This is a genomic window from Pseudoxanthomonas sp. (genome assembly GCF_027498035.1).
Classification (GTDB): domain Bacteria; phylum Pseudomonadota; class Gammaproteobacteria; order Xanthomonadales; family Xanthomonadaceae; genus Pseudoxanthomonas_A.
Genome location: NZ_CP114978.1, coordinates 1,079,821 through 1,099,149, shown reverse-complemented (window position 1 = coordinate 1,099,149; position 19,329 = coordinate 1,079,821). Strand labels below are relative to the sequence as shown.

The following is a 19,329-nucleotide window of genomic DNA, read 5'->3' as shown; positions in this document are numbered from 1 at the left end:
GGAATCCGGCTTCCCGCCCCGACCCTGATGCTTGGTTCGTGCTGTTGGCGCAGGCCCGTACGGAGGCACGCTGATGCTGTGGGCCTGCATCCTGCTGCCGCACCTGGCCCTGGACGCCGTCCTGCGCCGGTTGCCCGATGACGCGCGCGCAGAACCGCTGGCGCTGGTCGAAGGCCCGGCGCAGCTGCGCACGCTGCATTCGGTCAACGCCGCGGCCGCGCAGTCCGGCCTGAAAGCCGGCATGCGTCTGTCGGCCGCGCATGCCTTGATGACCCAGGTGCGCACGGTCGATTACGACCCGCAGGACGAAGCGCGGACCCAGCGCTTCCTCGCGGCCTGGGCGTACCGGCACAGCTCGCTGGTCAGCCAGCAGTGGTCGCATGCGGTGGTGCTGGAAGCGCGCGCCAGCTTCAAGCTGTTCGGCCCATGGCCGCGTTTCGCCCAGCGTCTGCGCAGTGAACTGGACGCGCAGGGTTTCCGGCATCGGCTCGCGCTGGCGCCCACGCCGCGCGCGGCGCGCGTGCTGGCCGGACTGGAAGATGGCATGGCCATCGCCCGGCCCGAGCGCCTGCAGGAGGTGCTGGACCGGGTATCCGTGCGCCGCGCGGCCTTGCCCGGCGATGGCGGCGAACGCCTGCATCGCATGGGCCTGCGCACGCTGGCTGCGGTACGCGCGCTGCCACGCGACGCACTGCGTCGTCGCTTCGGCCTGCCGCTGCTGGAGCACCTGGACAAGCTGTATGGCAGTGCCGACGACCCGCTCGAGTGCTACGCGCCGCCGGACCGTTTCGACATGCGCGTGGAGCTGGGTTACGAAGTGGAAACCCATACCGCGCTGCTGTTCCCGCTGCGGCGCCTGATCGGCGACCTGTGCACGTACCTGTCGATCCGCGACGGTGGCGTGCAGCGCTTCGTCCTGCGCCTGGAGCACGAAGGCGCGCAGACCGATGTCGATGTCGGCCTGCTGGCGCCGGAGCGCATGCCGGCGATGCTGTTCGAACTGGCGCGCAACCGGCTCGAACGCGTCTCCATCCCCAAGCCCGTGGTCGCCATGCGTCTGCTGGCGCGCGAGCTTCCGCCGTTCGTGCCCGCGGCCAAGGATCTGTTCGAACAGCGTTCGCAGCAGGCGGTGGAATGGCCGCAGCTGCGCGAACGCCTGCGCGCGCGGCTGGGCGATGCAGCGGTGTATCGGGTCGAGCCGGCTGGCGACCCGCGCCCGGAACGCGCCTGGCGCAAGGCCATCGGCGATCCGCCGGCGCGCGGCGTGGAAGACGCACCGGCGCGCCCGCCGCGGCCGACCTGGCTGCTGCCGCAGCCGGTGCCGCTGCATGGCATGCCCAGGATCGTCTCCGGGCCCGAGCGGCTGGAAAGTGGCTGGTGGGATGACGACGACGCGCGCCGCGACTACTACGTGGTGGAAACCGCGCGCGGCCAGCGCGCCTGGGCGTTCGTTCCCCCCGGCCGGCATGACGGCTGGATGCTGCACGGCTGGTTCGCATGAATTGGGAGGATGCTTTCGACGGCATGGGCCACGGCAGCCCCGGCGGGCGCATGCCGCGTGCCTGGCGCATGGCGCAACGCCTGCAGCAGGCTGCCAACGACGATGTGCTGCATGACGCGGAAGACGACGGGCTGCCGGCGTATGCCGAACTGCACTGCCTGTCGGACTTCTCGTTCCTGCGTGGTGCCTCCGACGCGGCAGCCCTGTTCGAGCGCGCCAAACACTGCGGTTACCAGGCGCTGGCGATCACCGACGAATGCTCGCTGGCCGGCATCGTGCGCGGCTGGGAAGGGGCGCAAGCCACCGGCGTGCAGCTGATCGTCGGCAGCGAGTTCACGCTGGTCGATGGCACCCGGTTCGTGCTGCTGGTGGAAACGCGTGAGGGCTATACCCAGCTGTGCGCGCTGATCACCACCGCGCGGCGCGCGGCGACCAAGGGGCATTACACGCTGACGCGTGCCGACGTGGAAGCGCAGTTCCGCGATGCGCCGCCTGAGCTGTTCGCGCTATGGCTGCCCGGTGCGGCGCCTCAAGTGGAAGACGGGCAGTGGCTGCAGCAGGTGTTCGGTGCGCGCGCCCATCTGGCCGTGGAGCTGCTGCGCGAACGGGACGATGCCGCCCGCCTTGCCGAACTGCTGGCAATGGCCAGGCAACTACGCATGACGCCCTTGGCCAGCGGCGATGTGCACATGGCCAACCGCCGCGATCGTGCGCTGCAGGACACGGTGACTGCCATCCGCCATGTCGTGCCGCTGGCCGAATCCGGTGCGCTGCTGTTCCGCAATGGCGAACGCCATCTGCGTTCGCGGCGCGCGCTGGGCAACATCTATCCGGCCGAACTGCTGCAGGCGACGGCGGAGCTGGCGCGTCGCTGCAGCGGTTTCGATCTCAAGCGTGACGTGAAATACGACTATCCAGCCGAACTGGTGCCGGCCGCTCACACCGCGACCAGTTACCTGCGCGAACTGACCGAGGCGGGGATCTGCGAACGATGGGGCAAGCGGGGGCTGGCGCTTTCCGCCAAGGTCCGTGCTGACATCGAGCAGGAGCTGGCTCTGATCGCCGAGCTCAAGTACGAGGCGTTCTTCCTGACGGTCAACGATGTGGTGCGCTTTGCGCGCTCGCGGGGAATCCTGTGCCAGGGGCGTGGCTCATCGGCCAACTCCGCGGTGTGCTTTGCGCTGGGTATCACCGCCGTGGACCCCGATGAGAACCGGTTGCTGATCTCGCGCTTCCTGTCCAAGGCACGCAACGAGCCGCCGGATATCGACGTGGATTTCGAGCACGAGCGGCGTGAGGAAGTCATCCAGTACGTTTACGGAAAGTACGGACGCCACCGCGCCGCCCTGGCCGCGACCGTGATTGCCTACCGCGGCAAGAGCGCGGTGCGTGACGTGGCCAAGGCTTTTGGCCTGCCGCCGGATCAGATCGCATTGCTGGCCAATTGCTTCGGCTGGGGCAACGGTGAAACGCCGATGGAGCAGCGGCTGGAAGAGGCCGGTTTCGACACCGCCAATCCGTTGGTCATGAAGATCCTGGCGCTGACCTTCCAGCTGGAAGGCAAGCCGCGACACCTGTCGCAGCATGTCGGCGGGTTCGTGATCGCCGAGCAGACGCTGTCCACCGTCGTGCCGGTGGAAAACGCGGCCATGGCCGACCGCACCATCATCCAGTGGGAAAAGGACGACCTGGAAACCATGGGCATGCTCAAGGTCGATTGCCTGGCGCTGGGCATGCTGACCTGCCTGCGCAAGACGCTCGATCTGATCCGCATCCATCGCGGTCGCGATTACGGGATCGCCACGATTCCCGCCGAAGACGCGCAGACCTACGGGCTGATCCAGCTGGCCGATACGGTCGGCGTGTTCCAGATCGAATCGCGCGCGCAGATGGCGATGCTGCCGCGGCTCAAGCCTGCAAAGTTCTACGACCTGGTGATCGAAGTGGCGATCGTGCGCCCGGGCCCGATCCAGGGCGACATGGTCCATCCCTACCTGCGTCGTCGCCAGGGGCTTGAAGCGCCTGCATATCCATCGGAGGGCGTGGAGGCAATCCTGGGTCCGACCCTGGGCGTGCCGCTGTTCCAGGAGCAGGTGATGGAGCTGGTGATCCACGCCGGTTATTCGCCGGACGAAGCCGATGGCCTGCGTCGTTCGATGGCCGCCTGGAAGCGCGGTGGCGACATGGAGCCGCATCGTGTCCGCATTCGGCAAAAGATGGAAAAAAAAGGCTATGCCTCCGAGTTCATCGACCAGATCTTCGAGCAGATCAAGGGTTTCGGCTCCTACGGCTTTCCGCAGAGCCATGCGGCCTCGTTCGCCAAGCTGGTCTATGCCAGCTGCTGGTTGAAGCGGCACGAACCGGCGGCGTTCGCCTGCGGCCTGTTGAATGCGCAACCGATGGGCTTCTATTCGGCCAGCCAGATCGTGCAGGACGCGCGCCGTGGCCGAGCCGGGCGCAGGCCGATCGGTGTGCTGGCGGTCGATGTGCTGCACAGCGACTGGGACAACACGCTGGTCGGTGGGCGCGCGTGGCGAAGCGAGGATGACGAAGGCGAGCAACCGGACATCCGGCTTGGCTTCCGCCAGGTCGCCGGCCTGTCCGAGATTGCCGGTACGGCGATCATGGCTGCACGCCAGCAGCGAGCGTTTTCCAGCGTTGAAGACCTGTGCCTGCGCGCGCAGCTGGATGAAAAAGCACGTAGTGCCCTGGCTGAAGCCGGCGCATTGAAGTCACTGGCCGGCAACCGCAACGCCGCGCGCTGGGCGGTGGCCGGCATCGAGCGCCAGCGTCCCCTGTTGCCTGGCAGTCCGGATGAGCTGCAGGTCGACCTGCCGGCGCCACGGATCGGCGAGGAGATCACCGCCGATTACCGCAGCGTCGGCCTGAGCCTGGAAGTGCATCCGATGGCCTTGCTGCGACCGCGCATGCGTCAGCAGCGCATCGTGGGCCTGCACGAGCTGCAGGACCGGCGCCACGGCAGCGGCGTGCACGTGGCCGGGCTGGTCACCCAGCGCCAGCGCCCGGGCACCGCCAAGGGCACCATCTTCGTCACCCTGGAAGACGAGCACGGCATGGTCAACGTGATCGTGTGGCCGCATGTGGCGCTGCGCCAGCGCCGCGCGCTGCTGGAATCGCGGCTGCTGGCCGTGCGCGGACGCTGGGAACGCGTGGACGGCGTCGAACACCTGATCGCCGCCGACCTGCGCGACCTGAGTGACTGGCTGGGCGAGCTCAACGTTGCCTCGAGGGACTTCCATTGAACGTGCAGTGTGATGATCTGTTCGCGCCAACGTCGCTGACCGTGGTCGACGATGCCGAAGGCGGCATCCGTTACTGGCCCGGTGTCATCGACCAGGCGCAGGCGACGCGATGGTTCGACACGCTGGTGGCTGGCGTGGAATGGATCCACCAGCGCCGCCCGATGTACGACCGCATCGTCGACGTGCCGCGCCTGCAGGCGTATTATGGCCTGGATGCACTGCCGCCGCAGCTGCCGCTTGCCGCGATGCTGGCCTGCGTGCAGGGCAGGGTGGCGGCACCCTATACCAGTGTTGGCCTCAACCTATATCGCGATGGGCGCGACAGCGTGGCCATGCACAACGACACGCTGCACACGCTGCAACCGGGCCAGCCGATTGCGCTGATCTCGCTGGGCAGTCCCCGTCGGATGCACATCCGTGCCAAGGCCGGTGCGCGGAAAACGCTGGCGTTGGAATTGATGCCGGGCAGCCTGCTGGTGATGAGCCACGCCTCCCAGCTCACTCACGAACATGGCATTCCAAAAACCGCGCGCCCGGCCGTGCCGCGGATGAGTGTGGTATTCCGCGCACGAACGGAGTGAGACAGCGGTTGGGATTTACTGATGCGGGACGACCGGTTGCTTGTGGCAGGGCCTACGCTGCCGTACATCAATCGCAGGCCATCCGCCCAGGATGGCTCAGGAACAGGGGTTCCCATGCAGTACGTCACCTCACACAGCCGGCGTCATGCCGGTGCCGGCGGCATGCCGGCAATCGGTGCAGACCGATTGGCTGCGGCCTACCGTGCGCGGCAGTTCCAGGTGCAGGTGCTCGCGCTGCCAGCGCTGGAACGCGCCAATCGGCCCGATGTCGTCCTGCTGCTGCAGCAGGGACGCGAACAGGTGCTGGTCCACGCCTATGCACGCGCGCAGGGCGCCGTATCGCAGGGCGCGGTTCGCCAGCTGGCCATCGATGTGTTCGAAGCCGGTGCAGTCCGTGGCGTGTTGATTGGCGCAGCCGGGTTCATGGTGTCTGCGTACCAGGCGGCTTTGCACCACGCGCAGCTGGAACTGGTGGACGAACGCGGCCTGGACGCATTGCTGGAATCAGGTGCGAGTGTCTCCCGGCCGGCACCGGTGCGCCCGCCGGCGCGCTCCCTGCGCGAAGCCACGCGCCCGCCCTGGCCGCTGCGCGCGGCCATCGGCACCGGCGGCATGGCGATGGCGGTGACCATGCTGTTTGCCTCGATCCCGGCACTCCAGGGCCAGCTCTTCGACGTGCTGCGCCCGGCGCGTCCTGCCGACACCGCGTTTACCCAGGCATCGGCCAATGCCTGGCGCGCTGCTGCATTGCCTTCGCGCGTGAGCGTGCTGGATCGACAGGCCTCGGTTGAATCGGCTTCGCCAGCGCGCCCGGCCGCTTTCGATACCAGCGCTGGCTTGCCGGCCAATTTCAATCAGGCGCTTGCACCGCGTCTCTGATCCGGGCTTTCACGTCGCGCTGGCCCACAGTGATGACGCTCACCGGCTTCGATAAGCAGGAAGGGCTGGTCTTGCGACCAGCCCTTCTGCATTCCAGTGCGTGGACGCAGCCGTCAGTTCGATGACTGCGAGTACGGCAGCTTGCCCAGGTCGGTCGCCCACTGTTTGTTGGGCTGGGCCTGCATGGTGAAGCGCAGTTCGCCACCGGCCAGGATCTCCTGGTGGGTGATGTAGGCACGGTCCAGTGGCTTGCCGTCCAGCGTGACGCTGCCGACGTAGGTGTGCTTGTCGTCCAGCTTGTCGGCCACCACGGTGAAGCGCTTGCCGCCCGGCAGGTCAAGCGTGGCCTGCGGCAGGAACGGCCGGCCGATCACGTACTGGTTGCTGCCCGGGGTCACCGGATAGAAACCCAGCGCGGTGAACACATACCAGGCCGACATCTGGCCCAGGTCGTCGTTGCCGGCCAGGCCATCGGGCGTGGCCTTGTACTGGGTGTCCATGATCTGCTTCAGGCGCTGCTGGGTGCGCCACGGCTGGCCGGCATAGGCGTACAGGTAGGACACGTGGTGGCCCGGCTCATTGCCGTGTGCGTACCAGCCGATCAGGCCGGTGATGTCTTCCATGTGCTCGAAGATCTTCGGGTCCACCTTTGCATCGAACGCCTCATCCAGCTTGCCCAGCAGCCTGTCGGCGCCGCCGTGAGCCTGGACCAGGCCGGCCACGTCCTGCGGCACGTACCACGAGTACTGCCAGGCGTTGCCTTCGGTGTAGTCGCTGCCGTAGCCGCTGGCGGTGGGGTCGAACGGCTCGCGGAAGGCGCCATCGCGCTTGCGCGCGCGCATGAAGCCGGTCGACGGATCGAAGGCGTGCTTCCAGTTGCCGGCGCGCTTGTCGAACTCGCCGGCGACCTTGGCATCGCCCATGTCCTTGGCGACCTGCGAAATCGTCCAGTCGTCGAACGCATATTCCAGTGTCTTGCTGGCCGCTTCGCCTTCTTCGTCGATCGGCACATAGCCCAGCTCGCGGTACTGGGCGATGCCGTCGTAGGGGCCGTAGTCGGCGCTGGCAACCATCGCGTCCAGGGCCTCCTTTGTGTCGTAGCCACGGATGCCTTTCATGTAGGCATCGGCGATCACTGGCACGGCGTGGTAGCCGATCATGCACCAGGTTTCCAGGCCGTTGAACGCCCACACAGGCAGGATCCCGTACGGGCTTTCGCGGCGCGAAGCCAGCAGCGAATTGACGATGTCGTTGGTGTGCTGCGGCGGCTGCACCAGGGTCAGCAGCGGATGCAGGGCGCGGTAGGTATCCCACAGCGAGAAGGTCGAATAGTTGGTCCAGCCCTTGGCCTGGTGCACGGCGTTATCCGGCCCGCGATAACGGCCATCGACGTCCATGAAGAGCGTTGGTCCCAGGAACGTGTGGTACAGCGCGGTGTAGAACTGGGTGCGCTGGGTCTTGCTGCCCTTGGCCTCGACCGCGGCCAGGGCCGTGGCCCACTGCGTCCTGGCGGCCTCACGCGCGCCATCGAAATCCCACGCAGGTGCTTCGGCCTCCATGTTGGCGATGGCGTTCTCCTCGCTCACCGGCGAGATCGACACCTTCACCAGCACCTGGCCGCCTTCGTTGCCGAAATCGAACGCGCCGACCAGCTGGCGGCCTTCGATCTGTGCGCGCTGGGTGGGGTCCTTGTCGGCTGGCGTGGCGAAGCCCTTGTAGATCACGTCCTGCTCGGTGTCGTTGAGCGACTGGCCCTTGAGCGGCTTGGAGAAGCGCATGGCGAAATACAGCTGGCGGCCCGGCGCCCAGCCGCGCGTCTCGCGAAACCCGGTGACCGTGCCGTCCGGGCGCACGCGCACGCGCGACCACAGCACCTTGCCGGGGTAGTCGTACATGCTGGTGCGCAGGTCCAGGATCACGTGCGCCGGCTTGCCTGCAGGAAACGTGTAGCGGTGCAGGCCCACGCGCGCGGTGGCGGTCAGTTCGGCGCGCACGCCCGAATCGGCCAGCGTCACCGCGTAGTAGCCGGGCTTGGCAGTTTCGGTGGCGTGGTCGAAGCGGGAGGTGTAGCCGCTGTTCGGCTGGGTGACATCGCCGCGTTCCAGCTTCACATCGCCGGTGGTCGGCATGACCAGGAAATCGCCCAGGTCCGAATGCCCCGAGCCGGAAAAATGCGTGTGCGAGAAGCCGACGATGGTGTTGTCGTCATGGCGATAGCCCGCGGCCCAGCCATAGCCATCCTTGCGCGACTTGATCTGGGTATCGGGCGAGAGCTGGACCATGCCGAACGGCACCGTCGCACCGGGAAAGGTGTGGCCTTCACCGGCGGTGCCGATGAAGGGATCGACTGCGTCGAAGGCATCCTGCTGCGCGCTGCTCAAGCGATCGGCGGCCAGTGCCAATGCCGGTAACGCGGCCAGGCAGGTGGCCAGGCCGAGCGCACGGATGGCCTTGCGGCCAAGGCCATTGGAGGCGTGTGAACGTCGCATGCACCTGATCCCGGGAATTGGTGAAGGACACGGACCCTATCACGCGATTCCGCACGTCCCGGGACATGGCATGAGGCACTACGACGATGGTCGATGCCCGGGGCGCGATGCGTTGACTCGCACGCGTCGGCGCATCTGATCAGCGTCGCGGCAAGGTTGCGGGCGCGTTGCTGCGTGCATCACGGCAACCGCAGGGGACGATGTCAGTGCGTAGTCGGCGCGTTGCCGGGGGGCGAGGTTGCATCGCGCATGGGATCCCGGTCGATCGCCAGTTCGCTGGCCGGCATGGTCCGGCGCTGCGTCAGGCTGGCGTAGCCCGTGTAGAAGTCATCGATGGAAAGACTCACGCCAAGGTCGGACAGGCGCTTGAAGATGGACAGGCTGCCGGCGGGGTCATGCATGGCCACCGATTCGGAGACGCCCAGCACCAGCAGCGAGCCGGGCAGGTCGTGGCGTTGCAGTGCGTCCTTGATGTCGTGGTGCAGCAGTTCCGAGCGGAACTGGGTCGGCGAGAGGCTCACGGCCATGCTGCCCGGCAGATGGCCTTCGCTCCGCCACAGGGCGAGCTGGCGGCAGGCTTCCTCCAGCACCCATCGACCCAGTTCCAGGCTCAGGCCCGAATGCTCGGCCAGCGGAATGAAATCGGCAGGCGGGATCTGCCCGTACTGCGGATGGCGCCAGCGGACCAGGGCATCCAGTCCCAGCACCGGACCTTCGGGCGTGCGGCGCCTGGGCCGGTAATCCAGCTGCAGGTGACTGCCATCGAGGGCCTGGCGGAGATCCTGGGCCAAGGTGATGCGCTGATGCGTGCCCTTGCGCATGTCCGGCTTGAACAGCTGGTAGCCGTTGCGGCCACGTTCCTTGACCGCATACATCGCCGCGTCGGCGTGGGCCAGCAGTTCCTGCGCCTGCAGGCCGTTGTCCGGGTAGAGCGCCACACCGATGCTGGCAGAAATGGCGATCTCCAGTCGATCGATCTTCAGTGGCAGGCAGGCCAGCCGCAGCAGCGTCTGCGCGGTGCTGGCAGCGTCTTCGGGCGTTTCGATGGTGGTGAGCACGACGAATTCATCGCCTCCCAACCGTGCAATGGTGTCTTCCGGGCGCAGGCTTTCCATCAGGCTGGAAGCCAGCTGCAGCAGCAGCTGGTCACCGGCCTCGTGCCCGTAGGTGTCGTTGATGCCCTTGAAGCCGTCCAGATCGATGAACATCACCGCGAAGCGACTGCCACCGCGCTGTGCGTCGTCGATGGCCTGCGACAACCGGGTTTCCATCAGTGCGCGGTTGGGCAGCCGGGTGAGGCTGTCATGCATGGCCAGGTGGGTCAGTTCGTGCCTGGCCTTGATCAGGGATTCGGTCAGCAGGGTGGTGCGCTCCTGCAGGCGGCGGTCCAGCATCGAGACCACCAGCGCGATGCCCAGGATGGCGAAAGTGAAGGTTCCCACCAGGCTGGCCAGCCAGTGCGGGGACGCACCGTCCTTGACGGCCGCGCCGCAGATGGCGCCTGCGGGAAACCGCGCCGCCGCCATGCCGGTGTAATGCATGCCGGCAATCGCAAACCCCATGACCGCCGCTGCGATGATGCGCAGGAACGGCGGTTGCCCCCTTGTTTCGCTGCGCAGCCGGAAGAAGATCCACAGGGCGGAAATCGATGCTGCGATGGCAATCAGCACCGAAAGTGAAAACCACAGCGGGTCGTAATCGATACCTGGCTGCATGCGCATCGCGGCCATGCCCACGTAGTGCATCGCCGCGACGCCGCAGCCCATGATCAGGCCGCCACCGAGCAGCTGGCCGCTCGGCAGGGCAGGCCGGGTCACCATCCACAACGCATAACCCGATGCCCCGACCGCGATCAGCAGCGAGTAGCCGGTGATCAGCAGGTCGTATCCCTGGGGGATGGGCAGCTTGAAGGCCAGCATGCCGATGAAGTGCATCGACCACACCCCCAGCCCCATGACGCAGGCGCCGCCGACCAGCCAGCAACTGGCAATGCGCCCGCGGTTGGCCGTGATCCGGCCAGTCATGCTGAGTGCCGCATAGGCCGCCACGGCCGCCACCACGAAGGAGGCCAGCACCAGCAGGGCGTTGTAGGTTCCGGTCATAGGGTGGGAGGGCAGGAGCATGCGGCCACCGGTTCCACGAGGGGACTGGTCTGGCGTCGCAAGTAACGTGCCACGCCTGGAACCCCCGTTACCGGCGCCAGGCGCTGCCATCGCTGGCTTTCGCAGGAACAGGCGGGTGCTTGCGGGTGATCGGTCGCTGCCCTGCGGCCTGGCCCGCCAGCGGCTGGGCGTTCGATGTGACGCGTTGCGTCATTGCCCGACCTGCGGGTCTTTGCGCAGGCAGGTGCAGAGTGATTGCCGGTTGGGGACGTGGTGGGTCCAGTGGCCGGGAGGACGGCGGGCCCGAGCGGTTGTCGATGGCCCATCAACGAGAAACCCCGCCATGGCGGGGTTTCTTGTGTCCATGCGAGGCCGGTCAGGCCTCCACGTCATCCTTGTATGCATCGACCGGGATGCAGGCGCACATGATGTTCTTGTCGCCGTAGACGTTGTCCACGCGCGCCACCGGCGGCCAGTACTTGGCCTGTTTCAGCGAAGCCAGTGGGAAGGCGGCCAGCTCGCGCGGGTAGGCGTGGGTCCACTCGCTGCCCGAGACCTGCACGGCGGTGTGCGGGGCGTGCTTGAGCGGGTTGTCCTCGCGGTCCAGGCGGCCGTCCTCGACCGCGCGGATTTCCTCGCGGATCTGGATCATCGCGTCGATGAAGCGATCCAGCTCGTGCTGGGATTCGCTTTCGGTCGGCTCCACCATCAGCGTGCCGGCGACGGGGAAGCTCAACGTCGGGGCGTGGAAGCCGAAGTCGATCAGGCGCTTGGCCACGTCCTCGGCACTGATGCCGGTGGCCTTCTCCAGCGGACGCACATCCAGGATGCACTCGTGCGCCACCAGCCCATTGCGGCCGGTGTAGAGCGTCTTGTAGTGCGGTGCCAGACGCTTGGCGATGTAGTTGGCGTTGAGCAGGGCCACCTGGGTGGCCTTGCGCAGGCCGCCGGTGCCCATCATGGTGATGTACATCCAGCTGATCGGCAGGATCGAGGCGCTGCCAAAGCTCGCCGCCGAGACCATGCCGACTTCGCCTTCACCACCCAGGGTCTTGGGGAGGAATGGAGCGAGATGCGACTTGACCGCACACGGGCCCACGCCCGGACCGCCGCCACCGTGCGGGATGCAGAAGGTCTTGTGCAAATTGAGGTGCGACACGTCCGAGCCCCACTTGCCGGGCTTGGCGACGCCAACCAGGGCGTTCATGTTGGCGCCGTCGGTGTAGACCTGGCCGCCGTGCGCGTGCACGGCCTCGCAGATGGCGACCACGTCTTCCTCGAACACGCCATGCGTGGACGGGTAGGTGATCATCAGCGCAGCCAGGCGATCGGAATACTTCTCGGCATTGGCGCGGATGTCTTCGACATCGACGTTGCCGTTGGCATCGCACTTGGTGACCACGACCTTCATGCCGCACATCTGCGCCGAGGCCGGGTTGGTGCCGTGGGCCGATTCGGGGATCAGGCAGATGTCGCGATGGCCTTCGCCGCGCGAGCGGTGGTAGGCGCGGATCGCCAGCAGGCCGGCGTATTCGCCCTGCGCGCCCGAGTTGGGCTGCAGGCTCACTGCGTCATAGCCGGTGCATTCGACCAGCATCGCTTCCAGCTCGTCGATCAACTGCTTGTAGCCGGTCGACTGCGCGGCCGGGGCCAGCGGATGGATCGCACCGAACTCGGGCCAGGTCACCGGGATCATCTCGGCGGTGGCGTTGAGCTTCATGGTGCAGCTGCCCAGCGGGATCATGGTGCGATCCATCGCCAGGTCCTTGTCGGCCAAAGCGCGCATGTAGCGCAGCAGTTCGTGCTCGCTGTGGTGGGTGTTGAACACCGGATGCTGCAGGAACGCGCTGGTGCGCAGCAGCCCTTGCGGCAGCGCATCGGCGGTGGCGGCATCCAGCGCGTCCACGTCTGCACTCGCACCGAACAGGCCCGCCAGCGTGACGATATCGGCGCGCGTCGTGGTCTCGTCCAGGCTGATGCCGAGTGCCTCGCTGTCGATCACGCGCAGGTTGATGCCGGCGGCCAGCGCCTTGGCGTGGATCGCATCGGCATCGACGGACTTGACGTGCAGGGTATCGAAGAAGTGCTCGCCAACGGTGACGCCGGCGCCACGCAGCGCGGCGGCCAGGATCGCGGCCAGGCGATGGGTGCGCTTGGCAATCCGGGTCAGGCCATCGGGGCCGTGGTAGACCGCATACATCGAGGCCATCACTGCCAGCAGCACCTGTGCGGTGCAGATGTTGGAGGTCGCCTTTTCGCGGCGGATGTGCTGCTCGCGGGTCTGCAGGGTCAGGCGATAGGCCGGGTTGCCCTGGGAGTCGATGGACACGCCGATCAGGCGGCCCGGCATCGAGCGCTTGTACGCATCGCGGCAGGCCATGAACGCGGCATGCGGACCGCCGAAACCGAACGGCACGCCGAAGCGCTGCGAGTTGCCGACCACGATGTCAGCGCCCCATTCGCCAGGTGCGGCGATCAGGGTCAGGGCCAGCAGGTCGGTCGCCACCGCGACCAGACCGTGGCGCGCGTGCACCGCGTCAGCCAGCGCCTTGTAGTCACCGATGTGGCCGAAGGTGTCCGGGTACTGCAGCAGCACGCCGAAGGCCTCCGCTTCCATCGCCTGTTGCGGGGTGCCCAGCTCCAGCACGATGCCCAGCGGCTCGGCGCGGGTGCGCAGCAGTTCCAGGGTCTGCGGATGCACCGCGTCATGCACGAAGAACACGTCCGACTTGGATTTGGCCGAACGCTTGGCCAGGGTCATCGCTTCGGCCGCGGCGGTGGCTTCGTCCAGCAGCGAGGCGTTGGCGATCTCCATGCCGGTCAGGTCGGCGCACAGGGTCTGGAAGTTGATCAGCGCTTCCATGCGGCCCTGCGAGATTTCAGCCTGGTAGGGCGTGTAGGCGGTGTACCAGGCCGGGTTTTCCAGGATGTTGCGCAGGATCACCTTCGGCGTGTGGGTGCCGGAATAGCCCTGGCCGATGAAGGACTTGAAGACCTGGTTCTTCAGCGCGATCCGGCGGATCTTGGCCAGTGCCTCTTCTTCGGTGATCGCTTCGGGCAGCGCCAGCGGCGCCGGCGACTTGATCTTGCCCGGGACGATGGCGTCGGTCATCGACTCCAGGGTCGGATGGCCAACCACGTCGAGCATCTGCGCGATTTCGGCGTCGTTGGGGCCGATGTGGCGTTCGACGAACGCGGAATGGTGTTCGAGGTCGCGCAGCGAGGGGGTGTTCTGGGACATGGCAGGCATCCGAAGGGTGGGGCACGCGGTATGAAACGGACGCCCCGGATCTTCGACCCGTCATCCCCGCGAACGCGGGGATCCAGTGCCTCCACGGCATGGCCGCAAAGTCGCTGGGTTCCCACGCTCGCGGGAATGACGATCGGATCGGGACATCCTCTCGCGCCCCTCTGTCCTTTTGCCTGAGAGTTTGGAAGCGCGGTGCCAGCCGCTTCGTGCCCCTTCGGCGCCGGTGCCAACCCAATGGGCCGACCGGTCTCTCCAGAGTGTTTGTTGCCTGCGGTGGTATCGGGCCTGAGCGATTACGGGCGTTGCGCCTTCGGCAGCGGCACTGGCCGTGAAGGCCTGCGCCGCTTCTCCCACCTGAACTGCCCGCCGATTATACGGGCCGGCCACGCGCGCGTATGCCTGGGCGTGCGCGTGTGCTGATGCGGTCACGGAAAGGCCTGTCCGGCGCATGGATCGTGACCGCAAGCCGCCCCAGCGCCTATCATTTACACACTTTCCCCTGTCGCCTCCGGGTCGCGCGTTGCTTGCGCGGCCTGCGCCTTGCCGTTTCCGCTTGCCGGGGCGGCCGTCTTTCCCCAGGATCTTCCATGCCGTTGCCCGCCACCTCGACCCGTCGTCTCGCCCTGTTGCTGGCGGGGCTGGCGATGTTTGGCCCGTTCTCCATCGACACGATCTTCCCGGCCTTTCCGGAGCTGGCCCAGCGCCTGGGCGTGGACCAGATGGCGATCCAGCAGACGGTCAGCGTGTACCTGCTGGCCTATGCGGTGATGAGCCTGGCCCACGGCGCGCTGTCCGATGCGTTCGGCCGCCGGCGGGTGATCCTGGGCGGCCTGGTCGTGTTCATCGGGGCGTCGGTGGGCTGCGCGCTGTCGCGTGACCTGCCGACGCTGCTGGCGTTCCGCGCGCTGCAGGGCTTTTCGGCCGGCGCCGGCATGATCGTCGGCCGGGCGGTGATCCGCGACCTCTACGACGGCCCGTTGGCGCAGAAGCTGATGAGCCAGGTCTCGATCATCTTCGGCATCGCCCCGGCGATCGCGCCGATCATCGGCGGCTGGATCCTGGGTGCCGGGGCGGGTTGGCCGGTGATCTTCTGGTTCCTGGTGGCCTTCGGTGCGGTGCTGCTGCTCGCCACGATGGTGTGGCTGCCGGAAACCCATCCGGTCGCCGCGCGCACGCCGCTGTCGGTGGGCGGGCTGTGGCGGGGCTATACGTCGATTGCGCTGGACCGGCGTTTCCAGCGGCTGGCCGCGGCCGGCGCGCTGATGTTTGGCGGGATCTGGCTGTACATCGCCTCGGCACCGGTGTTCGTGATGGAACTGCTGGGCAAGACCGAGCAGGACTTTGCCTGGCTGTTCATCCCGACCATCGGCGGCATGACCCTGGGTTCGTGGCTGTCCGGGCGCATGGCGGGCAAGTTGAAGCCGGCCGGGCAGGTGCGCGTGGGCTTCATCTGCTGCGGCGTGGCCAGCATCGCCAGCGTTGCCTACGCGGCCAGCGTCGATCGGCTGCAGGTGCCGTGGGCGGTGCTGCCGATCTTCGTCGCCGGCACTGGCATGGGCCTGGTGTTTCCGATCCTGGCGCTGGCGGTGCTGGACCTGTATCCGCGCCAGCGCGGCCTGGCTTCGTCGCTGCAGGCCTTTGTCCAGTTGACGTTCAACGCGATCATTGCCGGCGTGTTGTCGCCGCTGGTCGCACACGATCCACTGAAGCTGGCCCTGGGCGCCACGGCTTTCTTCGTCGCCGGTTGGCTGTGCTGGAAGGCCGATCGCCGCGCCGGCCGCCGCCTGCCGCGCCAGGACGCGATCACCCCACGCCTGGAACCGGCCGATGGCGCGTAGTGCCGCCTTCCCGTAGAGCGGAGCTCGCTCCGCTAGTGCTTTCCCCGTGATCTGTCCGAAAGGCAGCGGAGCAAGCTCCGCTCTACAAAATAGGGCCGCGGAGCAAGCGCCGCCCCACAAACGCAGAAGGCGCCACCTTGCGGCGACGCCTTCTTCTCTGCCTGTCGTGCGGATGGATCAGAACTTGTAGTTCACGCCCACCAGATAGGTGCGGCCCCATTCGATGGTTTCCAGCGGCCGGTCCTTGGTCTCGGCGTAGGTGTGGTACTTGGAGTTGGTCAGGTTGGTGGCCTGCAGCAGCAGGCTCAGGCCTTTCAACGATGTCTGCTCGCCAAAGCTGTAGCTGAGCTGCGCATCGGTGATGTCTTCACCCTCCACGTAGCGCAGCGTACGCACGCCGGAGAAGTTGCCGATCTCGCCGATGAAGTCCGAACGCTTGCGCTGGCTCACGCGCGCCTCGAAGCCATTGCGCTCGTAATACGCGGTGAAGTTGTACACGCGCTTGGACAGGCCGGGCAGCATGATGTCGCCCGAGCCGACGCTGGACGCGCTGTCCGGGTCCTTGATCTTGATGCTGCTGTCGTTGAAGCCGGCGCTGGCCACGACGCCGAAACCTTCCAGTGCATCGCTGAACAGGTCCAGCGGGATCGAGGCGGTGAGTTCGACACCGCGCAGAGTCCCGCCCTTGCCGTTGAACGGCGCGCTGTAGTTGCCTGTGGTCTGCACCGGGACCGTGACCGTGTCGCCGTTGGCGGCCAGCCAGGCGGCAACCTGGTCGGTGAAGTCATAGCCGTCGCGGGTCTGGGTGAAGATGTAGCTCTTGAGCTGCTTGTAGAAGAACGAGGCAGCCACGTAGGCCTTGGTCCCGAAATACTTCTCGTAGGACAGGTCCAGTGCATTGGCGCGCCAGGGGTCCAGGTTCGGGTTGCCGCCGCTGGCGCCAGGCTTGCCGGTACTGGTGTCGACGCCGAATTCCAGCGAGGCGCGCAACTGGTCCACGCGCGGGCGCGCGACCTGGCGGGCCAGGGCGAAGCGCAGCGTCTGGTCGGCGGGCAACGAGAAGGCCAGGTTGAGGCTGGGCAGGAAGTCGGTATAGGTCTTGCCGGCCTTGATCGGAATGACCTGGCTGCCGACATCCTGCGAATCGTCCCAGTAATTCGACGCAGAGGACTGGTCCACGTGCTGGGCCTGGATGCCGATGTTGCCGCGCACCGGGATCGAGCCGATCTCGGTATCGATGTTGCCGCGCAGGAAGGTCGTGGTGATCTTCTCGCTGACCGCCCATTGCTTGGGAATCAGGTAGGACTCGGTGGTGGTTGGATTGAAGGTCATGTAGCGCGCCACGGCTCCGGGCACATCCCAGCTGGGGATGTAGCCGGCGCCGGCGAAGCCCAGGTTGACCAGGCCGTACTGCAGGTCCGAGGCGATGGTGGTATCGCCCTGGTCGCCCAGCAGGATGTTGCCCTCGGCCTGCGACTTGTCCTTCTGGCGGTCGGCGAAGTTGATGCCCACGTCGAAGTCGGACAGCCAGGTGAAACCATCCGGCACCGGGATGCTGGCGACCAGGCGATAGCCCTTCAGCTCATCCTCGACGTGCGGGACCTTGCCGTAACCCGAGCCGTAGATGGTGTTGGTGATGTAGAGCGAGTTGTAGTCCGAGTAGTCGCGACCCGGGGTGAACTGCGGGAATGATCCGCCGCCATAGTTTAGCGTGACCGAGTCCAGCTGCGGTGCGGGCAGCAGCTGCAGGTTGTTCTCGAGGCTGATCTCGTCGCGTTCGGCCTTGGACCAGCTGACGTCGGCGGTGAGCTTGACGCCGCCAAGCTGCACTTCGTTGTTCCAGCCGAACGCCTTGATGCGATCTTCGCGGTAGTTGTACATGCCGCGGACCAGCGGATAGACGTTGTTGGCCACCCCGCCGGTGAAGGTGCCGTTCTGGTTCACGACGGCATCGGTGACATCCAGCCTGTCATAGCCGCCGTTGAAGTCGCCCAGGTGGATTTCCATCTGGTTGGCCGTGTCGTATTCCTTGGCCTTGGTGTAGAACATGTCCAGGGTGCTGGTCCAGGCATTGTTGGGACGGAACTGCACCGTCGCCATCACGCCATCACGCTTGGCATTGCCGGTGCGGCGAAGCGCCTTGATGCCGTCTGAGTAGAACGTCCCGGCGTCCACGCCCGGCCGCCAGCCGTCGCCCACCGCCTGCCACGGTTCGTACAGGCCGACCTGGTTCTCCTGCTTGGGCATGTCCGAATGTGCGTAGCCGATGGCCAGGCCGATGGTGTGGTCGGCGAACTGGTCGATATAGCTGGCATTGAAGCGGTTGCCGTAAGGATCGATGCCGCCGGCCTTGCCCAGCGAATTCTTCTGGTAGCGCCCACCGACGGAAATCACGCGGTCCTGGTAGCTGAGCGGACGCACGGTCTGCATGTCGATGGTGCCGGACAGGCCCTGTCCGACCAGGCCGGAGTCGGGGGTCTTGTAGACGGTCACGCCGCTGATCAGTTCGGACGGGTACTGGTCGAACTCGACGCTGCGGTTGTCACCGGTGCTGACCATTTCCCGGCCGTTGAGCAGGGTGGTGGCGAAGTCCGGCGACAGGCCGCGGACGCTGATGACCTGCGCGCGGCCGCCGACGCGCTGCGCCGCCAGTCCGGGCAGGCGGGCCAGCGATTCGGCAATGCTGACGTCGGGCAGCTTGCCGATGTCCTCGGCCGAGATCGCCTCGACGATCGAGGTCGAATCCTTCTTGACCGAGATTGCTTCTTCGATGCCGCGACGGATGCCGGTGACCGTGATCCGGTCAAGGTTGGTCGTATCGTCGGTGTTGGTGGTCGCAGAATCGCCGGCCGTGTCGGTCGTGGCGTTCTGCGCGTTGGCTTGGGCAATGGTCAGCGTCATCGCAGACGCCAGGGCCACGCACAGCAGGTTGCGCTTGGGAGTCAACATTTTCCCCTCCAGTCAATGTTGGTACTGCATGAGTGATGGACCGGCGTCCCCCCGGGTTGCCGGCGTTTCGCGAAGGCGTAAAAACAAGGCCTTTTCGAATGGGTGCAGATGGTAGTGCCGGGTTGCCTGGATGCAGCGTGCTGCATACGTATTCATGGCGTTGCGGCAGAAAAACTCCTGTCCTGCTCGGGCGCCGCGCCCTTTAACCGCGATATCGAAAGCACCGATGTCCCGTGGGAAGCGGTTACATCGGTGATGCCGCGGTGGTTGTTGCATCGCACGACGCTGTTTGCGCGCCGTGCGCCGTTTCGGTGATGCGGCTTTCCATGCCTGGCGAACAAGGTGTGCTGCTTCCAGCACGGGATGGATGGGACGAAAAAATCTGCTGCATCGATCGGCGTGTATGCGTGGCGTCGCTGATGGACGATGCGGCAACGCTAGACCAGGCTGGAAAGCGCTCCCGGTATGCGGCTGTGG

Annotated in this window: 9 protein-coding genes and 1 riboswitch; of the genes, 5 read left to right on the top strand and 4 right to left on the bottom strand. The window is 66.5% G+C overall.

Going from position 1 to position 19,329, the window contains the following annotated elements:
* The first annotated feature begins 73 nt into the window (after nt 1–73).
* The 4 genes from O8I58_RS04790 (at nt 74) to O8I58_RS04775 (ending at nt 6,224) form a co-directional block, all read left to right on the top strand.
* Entirely contained in the window at nt 74–1,501 is a 1,428-nt protein-coding gene (locus tag O8I58_RS04790; RefSeq protein WP_298321108.1) for a Y-family DNA polymerase, read from the top strand.
* Complete coding sequence (locus tag O8I58_RS04785; protein WP_298321106.1) at nt 1,498–4,764, top strand: error-prone DNA polymerase; 3,267 nt, start codon at nt 1,498–1,500, stop codon at nt 4,762–4,764. The genes O8I58_RS04790 and O8I58_RS04785 overlap by 4 nt, the downstream gene beginning before the upstream one ends.
* A gap of 2 nt (nt 4,765–4,766) precedes the next feature.
* Nucleotides 4,767–5,345, top strand: coding sequence for an alpha-ketoglutarate-dependent dioxygenase AlkB family protein (locus tag O8I58_RS04780; protein WP_298321104.1), 579 nt, complete (start codon nt 4,767–4,769; stop codon nt 5,343–5,345).
* A 114-nt stretch (nt 5,346–5,459) separates the two neighbouring features.
* Nucleotides 5,460–6,224 carry a restriction endonuclease gene (locus O8I58_RS04775; RefSeq protein WP_298321102.1) on the top strand — a complete coding sequence of 255 codons (765 nt, stop codon included), beginning with the start codon at nt 5,460–5,462 and terminating at the stop codon, nt 6,222–6,224.
* A gap of 113 nt (nt 6,225–6,337) precedes the next feature.
* On the opposite strand, the gene O8I58_RS04770 is transcribed toward O8I58_RS04775, so the two are convergent.
* The 3 genes from O8I58_RS04770 to gcvP all read right to left on the bottom strand — a co-directional run bounded on the left by O8I58_RS04770 (nt 6,338) and on the right by gcvP (nt 14,065).
* The gene (locus tag O8I58_RS04770; RefSeq protein ID WP_298321101.1) at nt 6,338–8,713 is read right to left on the bottom strand and encodes a GH92 family glycosyl hydrolase; all 2,376 of its coding nucleotides are present in this window, start codon (nt 8,711–8,713) and stop codon (nt 6,338–6,340) included.
* A 203-nt stretch (nt 8,714–8,916) separates the two neighbouring features.
* Entirely contained in the window at nt 8,917–10,836 is a 1,920-nt protein-coding gene (locus O8I58_RS04765) for a putative bifunctional diguanylate cyclase/phosphodiesterase (RefSeq protein ID WP_298321100.1), read from the bottom strand.
* A 355-nt stretch (nt 10,837–11,191) separates the two neighbouring features.
* Nucleotides 11,192–14,065: an aminomethyl-transferring glycine dehydrogenase gene (gene gcvP / locus O8I58_RS04760; protein WP_298321099.1), complete on the bottom strand. Its 2,874-nt coding sequence runs from the start codon at nt 14,063–14,065 to the stop codon at nt 11,192–11,194.
* Between the two features lie 151 nt (nt 14,066–14,216).
* A riboswitch (glycine riboswitch) is annotated at nt 14,217–14,331 on the bottom strand.
* 321 nt (nt 14,332–14,652) lie between these two features.
* Here gcvP and O8I58_RS04755 point away from each other — a divergent pair.
* Nucleotides 14,653–15,903, top strand: coding sequence for a multidrug effflux MFS transporter (locus tag O8I58_RS04755; protein ID WP_298321097.1), 1,251 nt, complete (start codon nt 14,653–14,655; stop codon nt 15,901–15,903).
* Between the two features lie 177 nt (nt 15,904–16,080).
* On the opposite strand, the gene O8I58_RS04750 is transcribed toward O8I58_RS04755, so the two are convergent.
* Nucleotides 16,081–18,852 (bottom strand): TonB-dependent receptor, encoded by a 2,772-nt coding sequence (locus O8I58_RS04750; RefSeq protein ID WP_298321095.1) that lies wholly within the window; start codon nt 18,850–18,852, stop codon nt 16,081–16,083.
* Nucleotides 18,853–19,329: the final 477 nt, after the last annotated feature.

Coding starts and splice junctions, on each gene's coding strand:
- O8I58_RS04785 (WP_298321106.1), top strand. CDS start 1,498: ATGAATTGGGAGGATGCTTTCGACGGCATGGGCCACGGCAGCCCCGGC.
- O8I58_RS04770 (WP_298321101.1), bottom strand. CDS start 8,713: ATGCGACGTTCACACGCCTCCAATGGCCTTGGCCGCAAGGCCATCCGT.
- O8I58_RS04765 (WP_298321100.1), bottom strand. CDS start 10,836: ATGCTCCTGCCCTCCCACCCTATGACCGGAACCTACAACGCCCTGCTG.
- O8I58_RS04775 (WP_298321102.1), top strand. CDS start 5,460: ATGCAGTACGTCACCTCACACAGCCGGCGTCATGCCGGTGCCGGCGGC.
- O8I58_RS04750 (WP_298321095.1), bottom strand. CDS start 18,852: ATGTTGACTCCCAAGCGCAACCTGCTGTGCGTGGCCCTGGCGTCTGCG.
- gcvP (WP_298321099.1), bottom strand. CDS start 14,065: ATGCCTGCCATGTCCCAGAACACCCCCTCGCTGCGCGACCTCGAACAC.
- O8I58_RS04790 (WP_298321108.1), top strand. CDS start 74: ATGCTGTGGGCCTGCATCCTGCTGCCGCACCTGGCCCTGGACGCCGTC.
- O8I58_RS04755 (WP_298321097.1), top strand. CDS start 14,653: ATGCCGTTGCCCGCCACCTCGACCCGTCGTCTCGCCCTGTTGCTGGCG.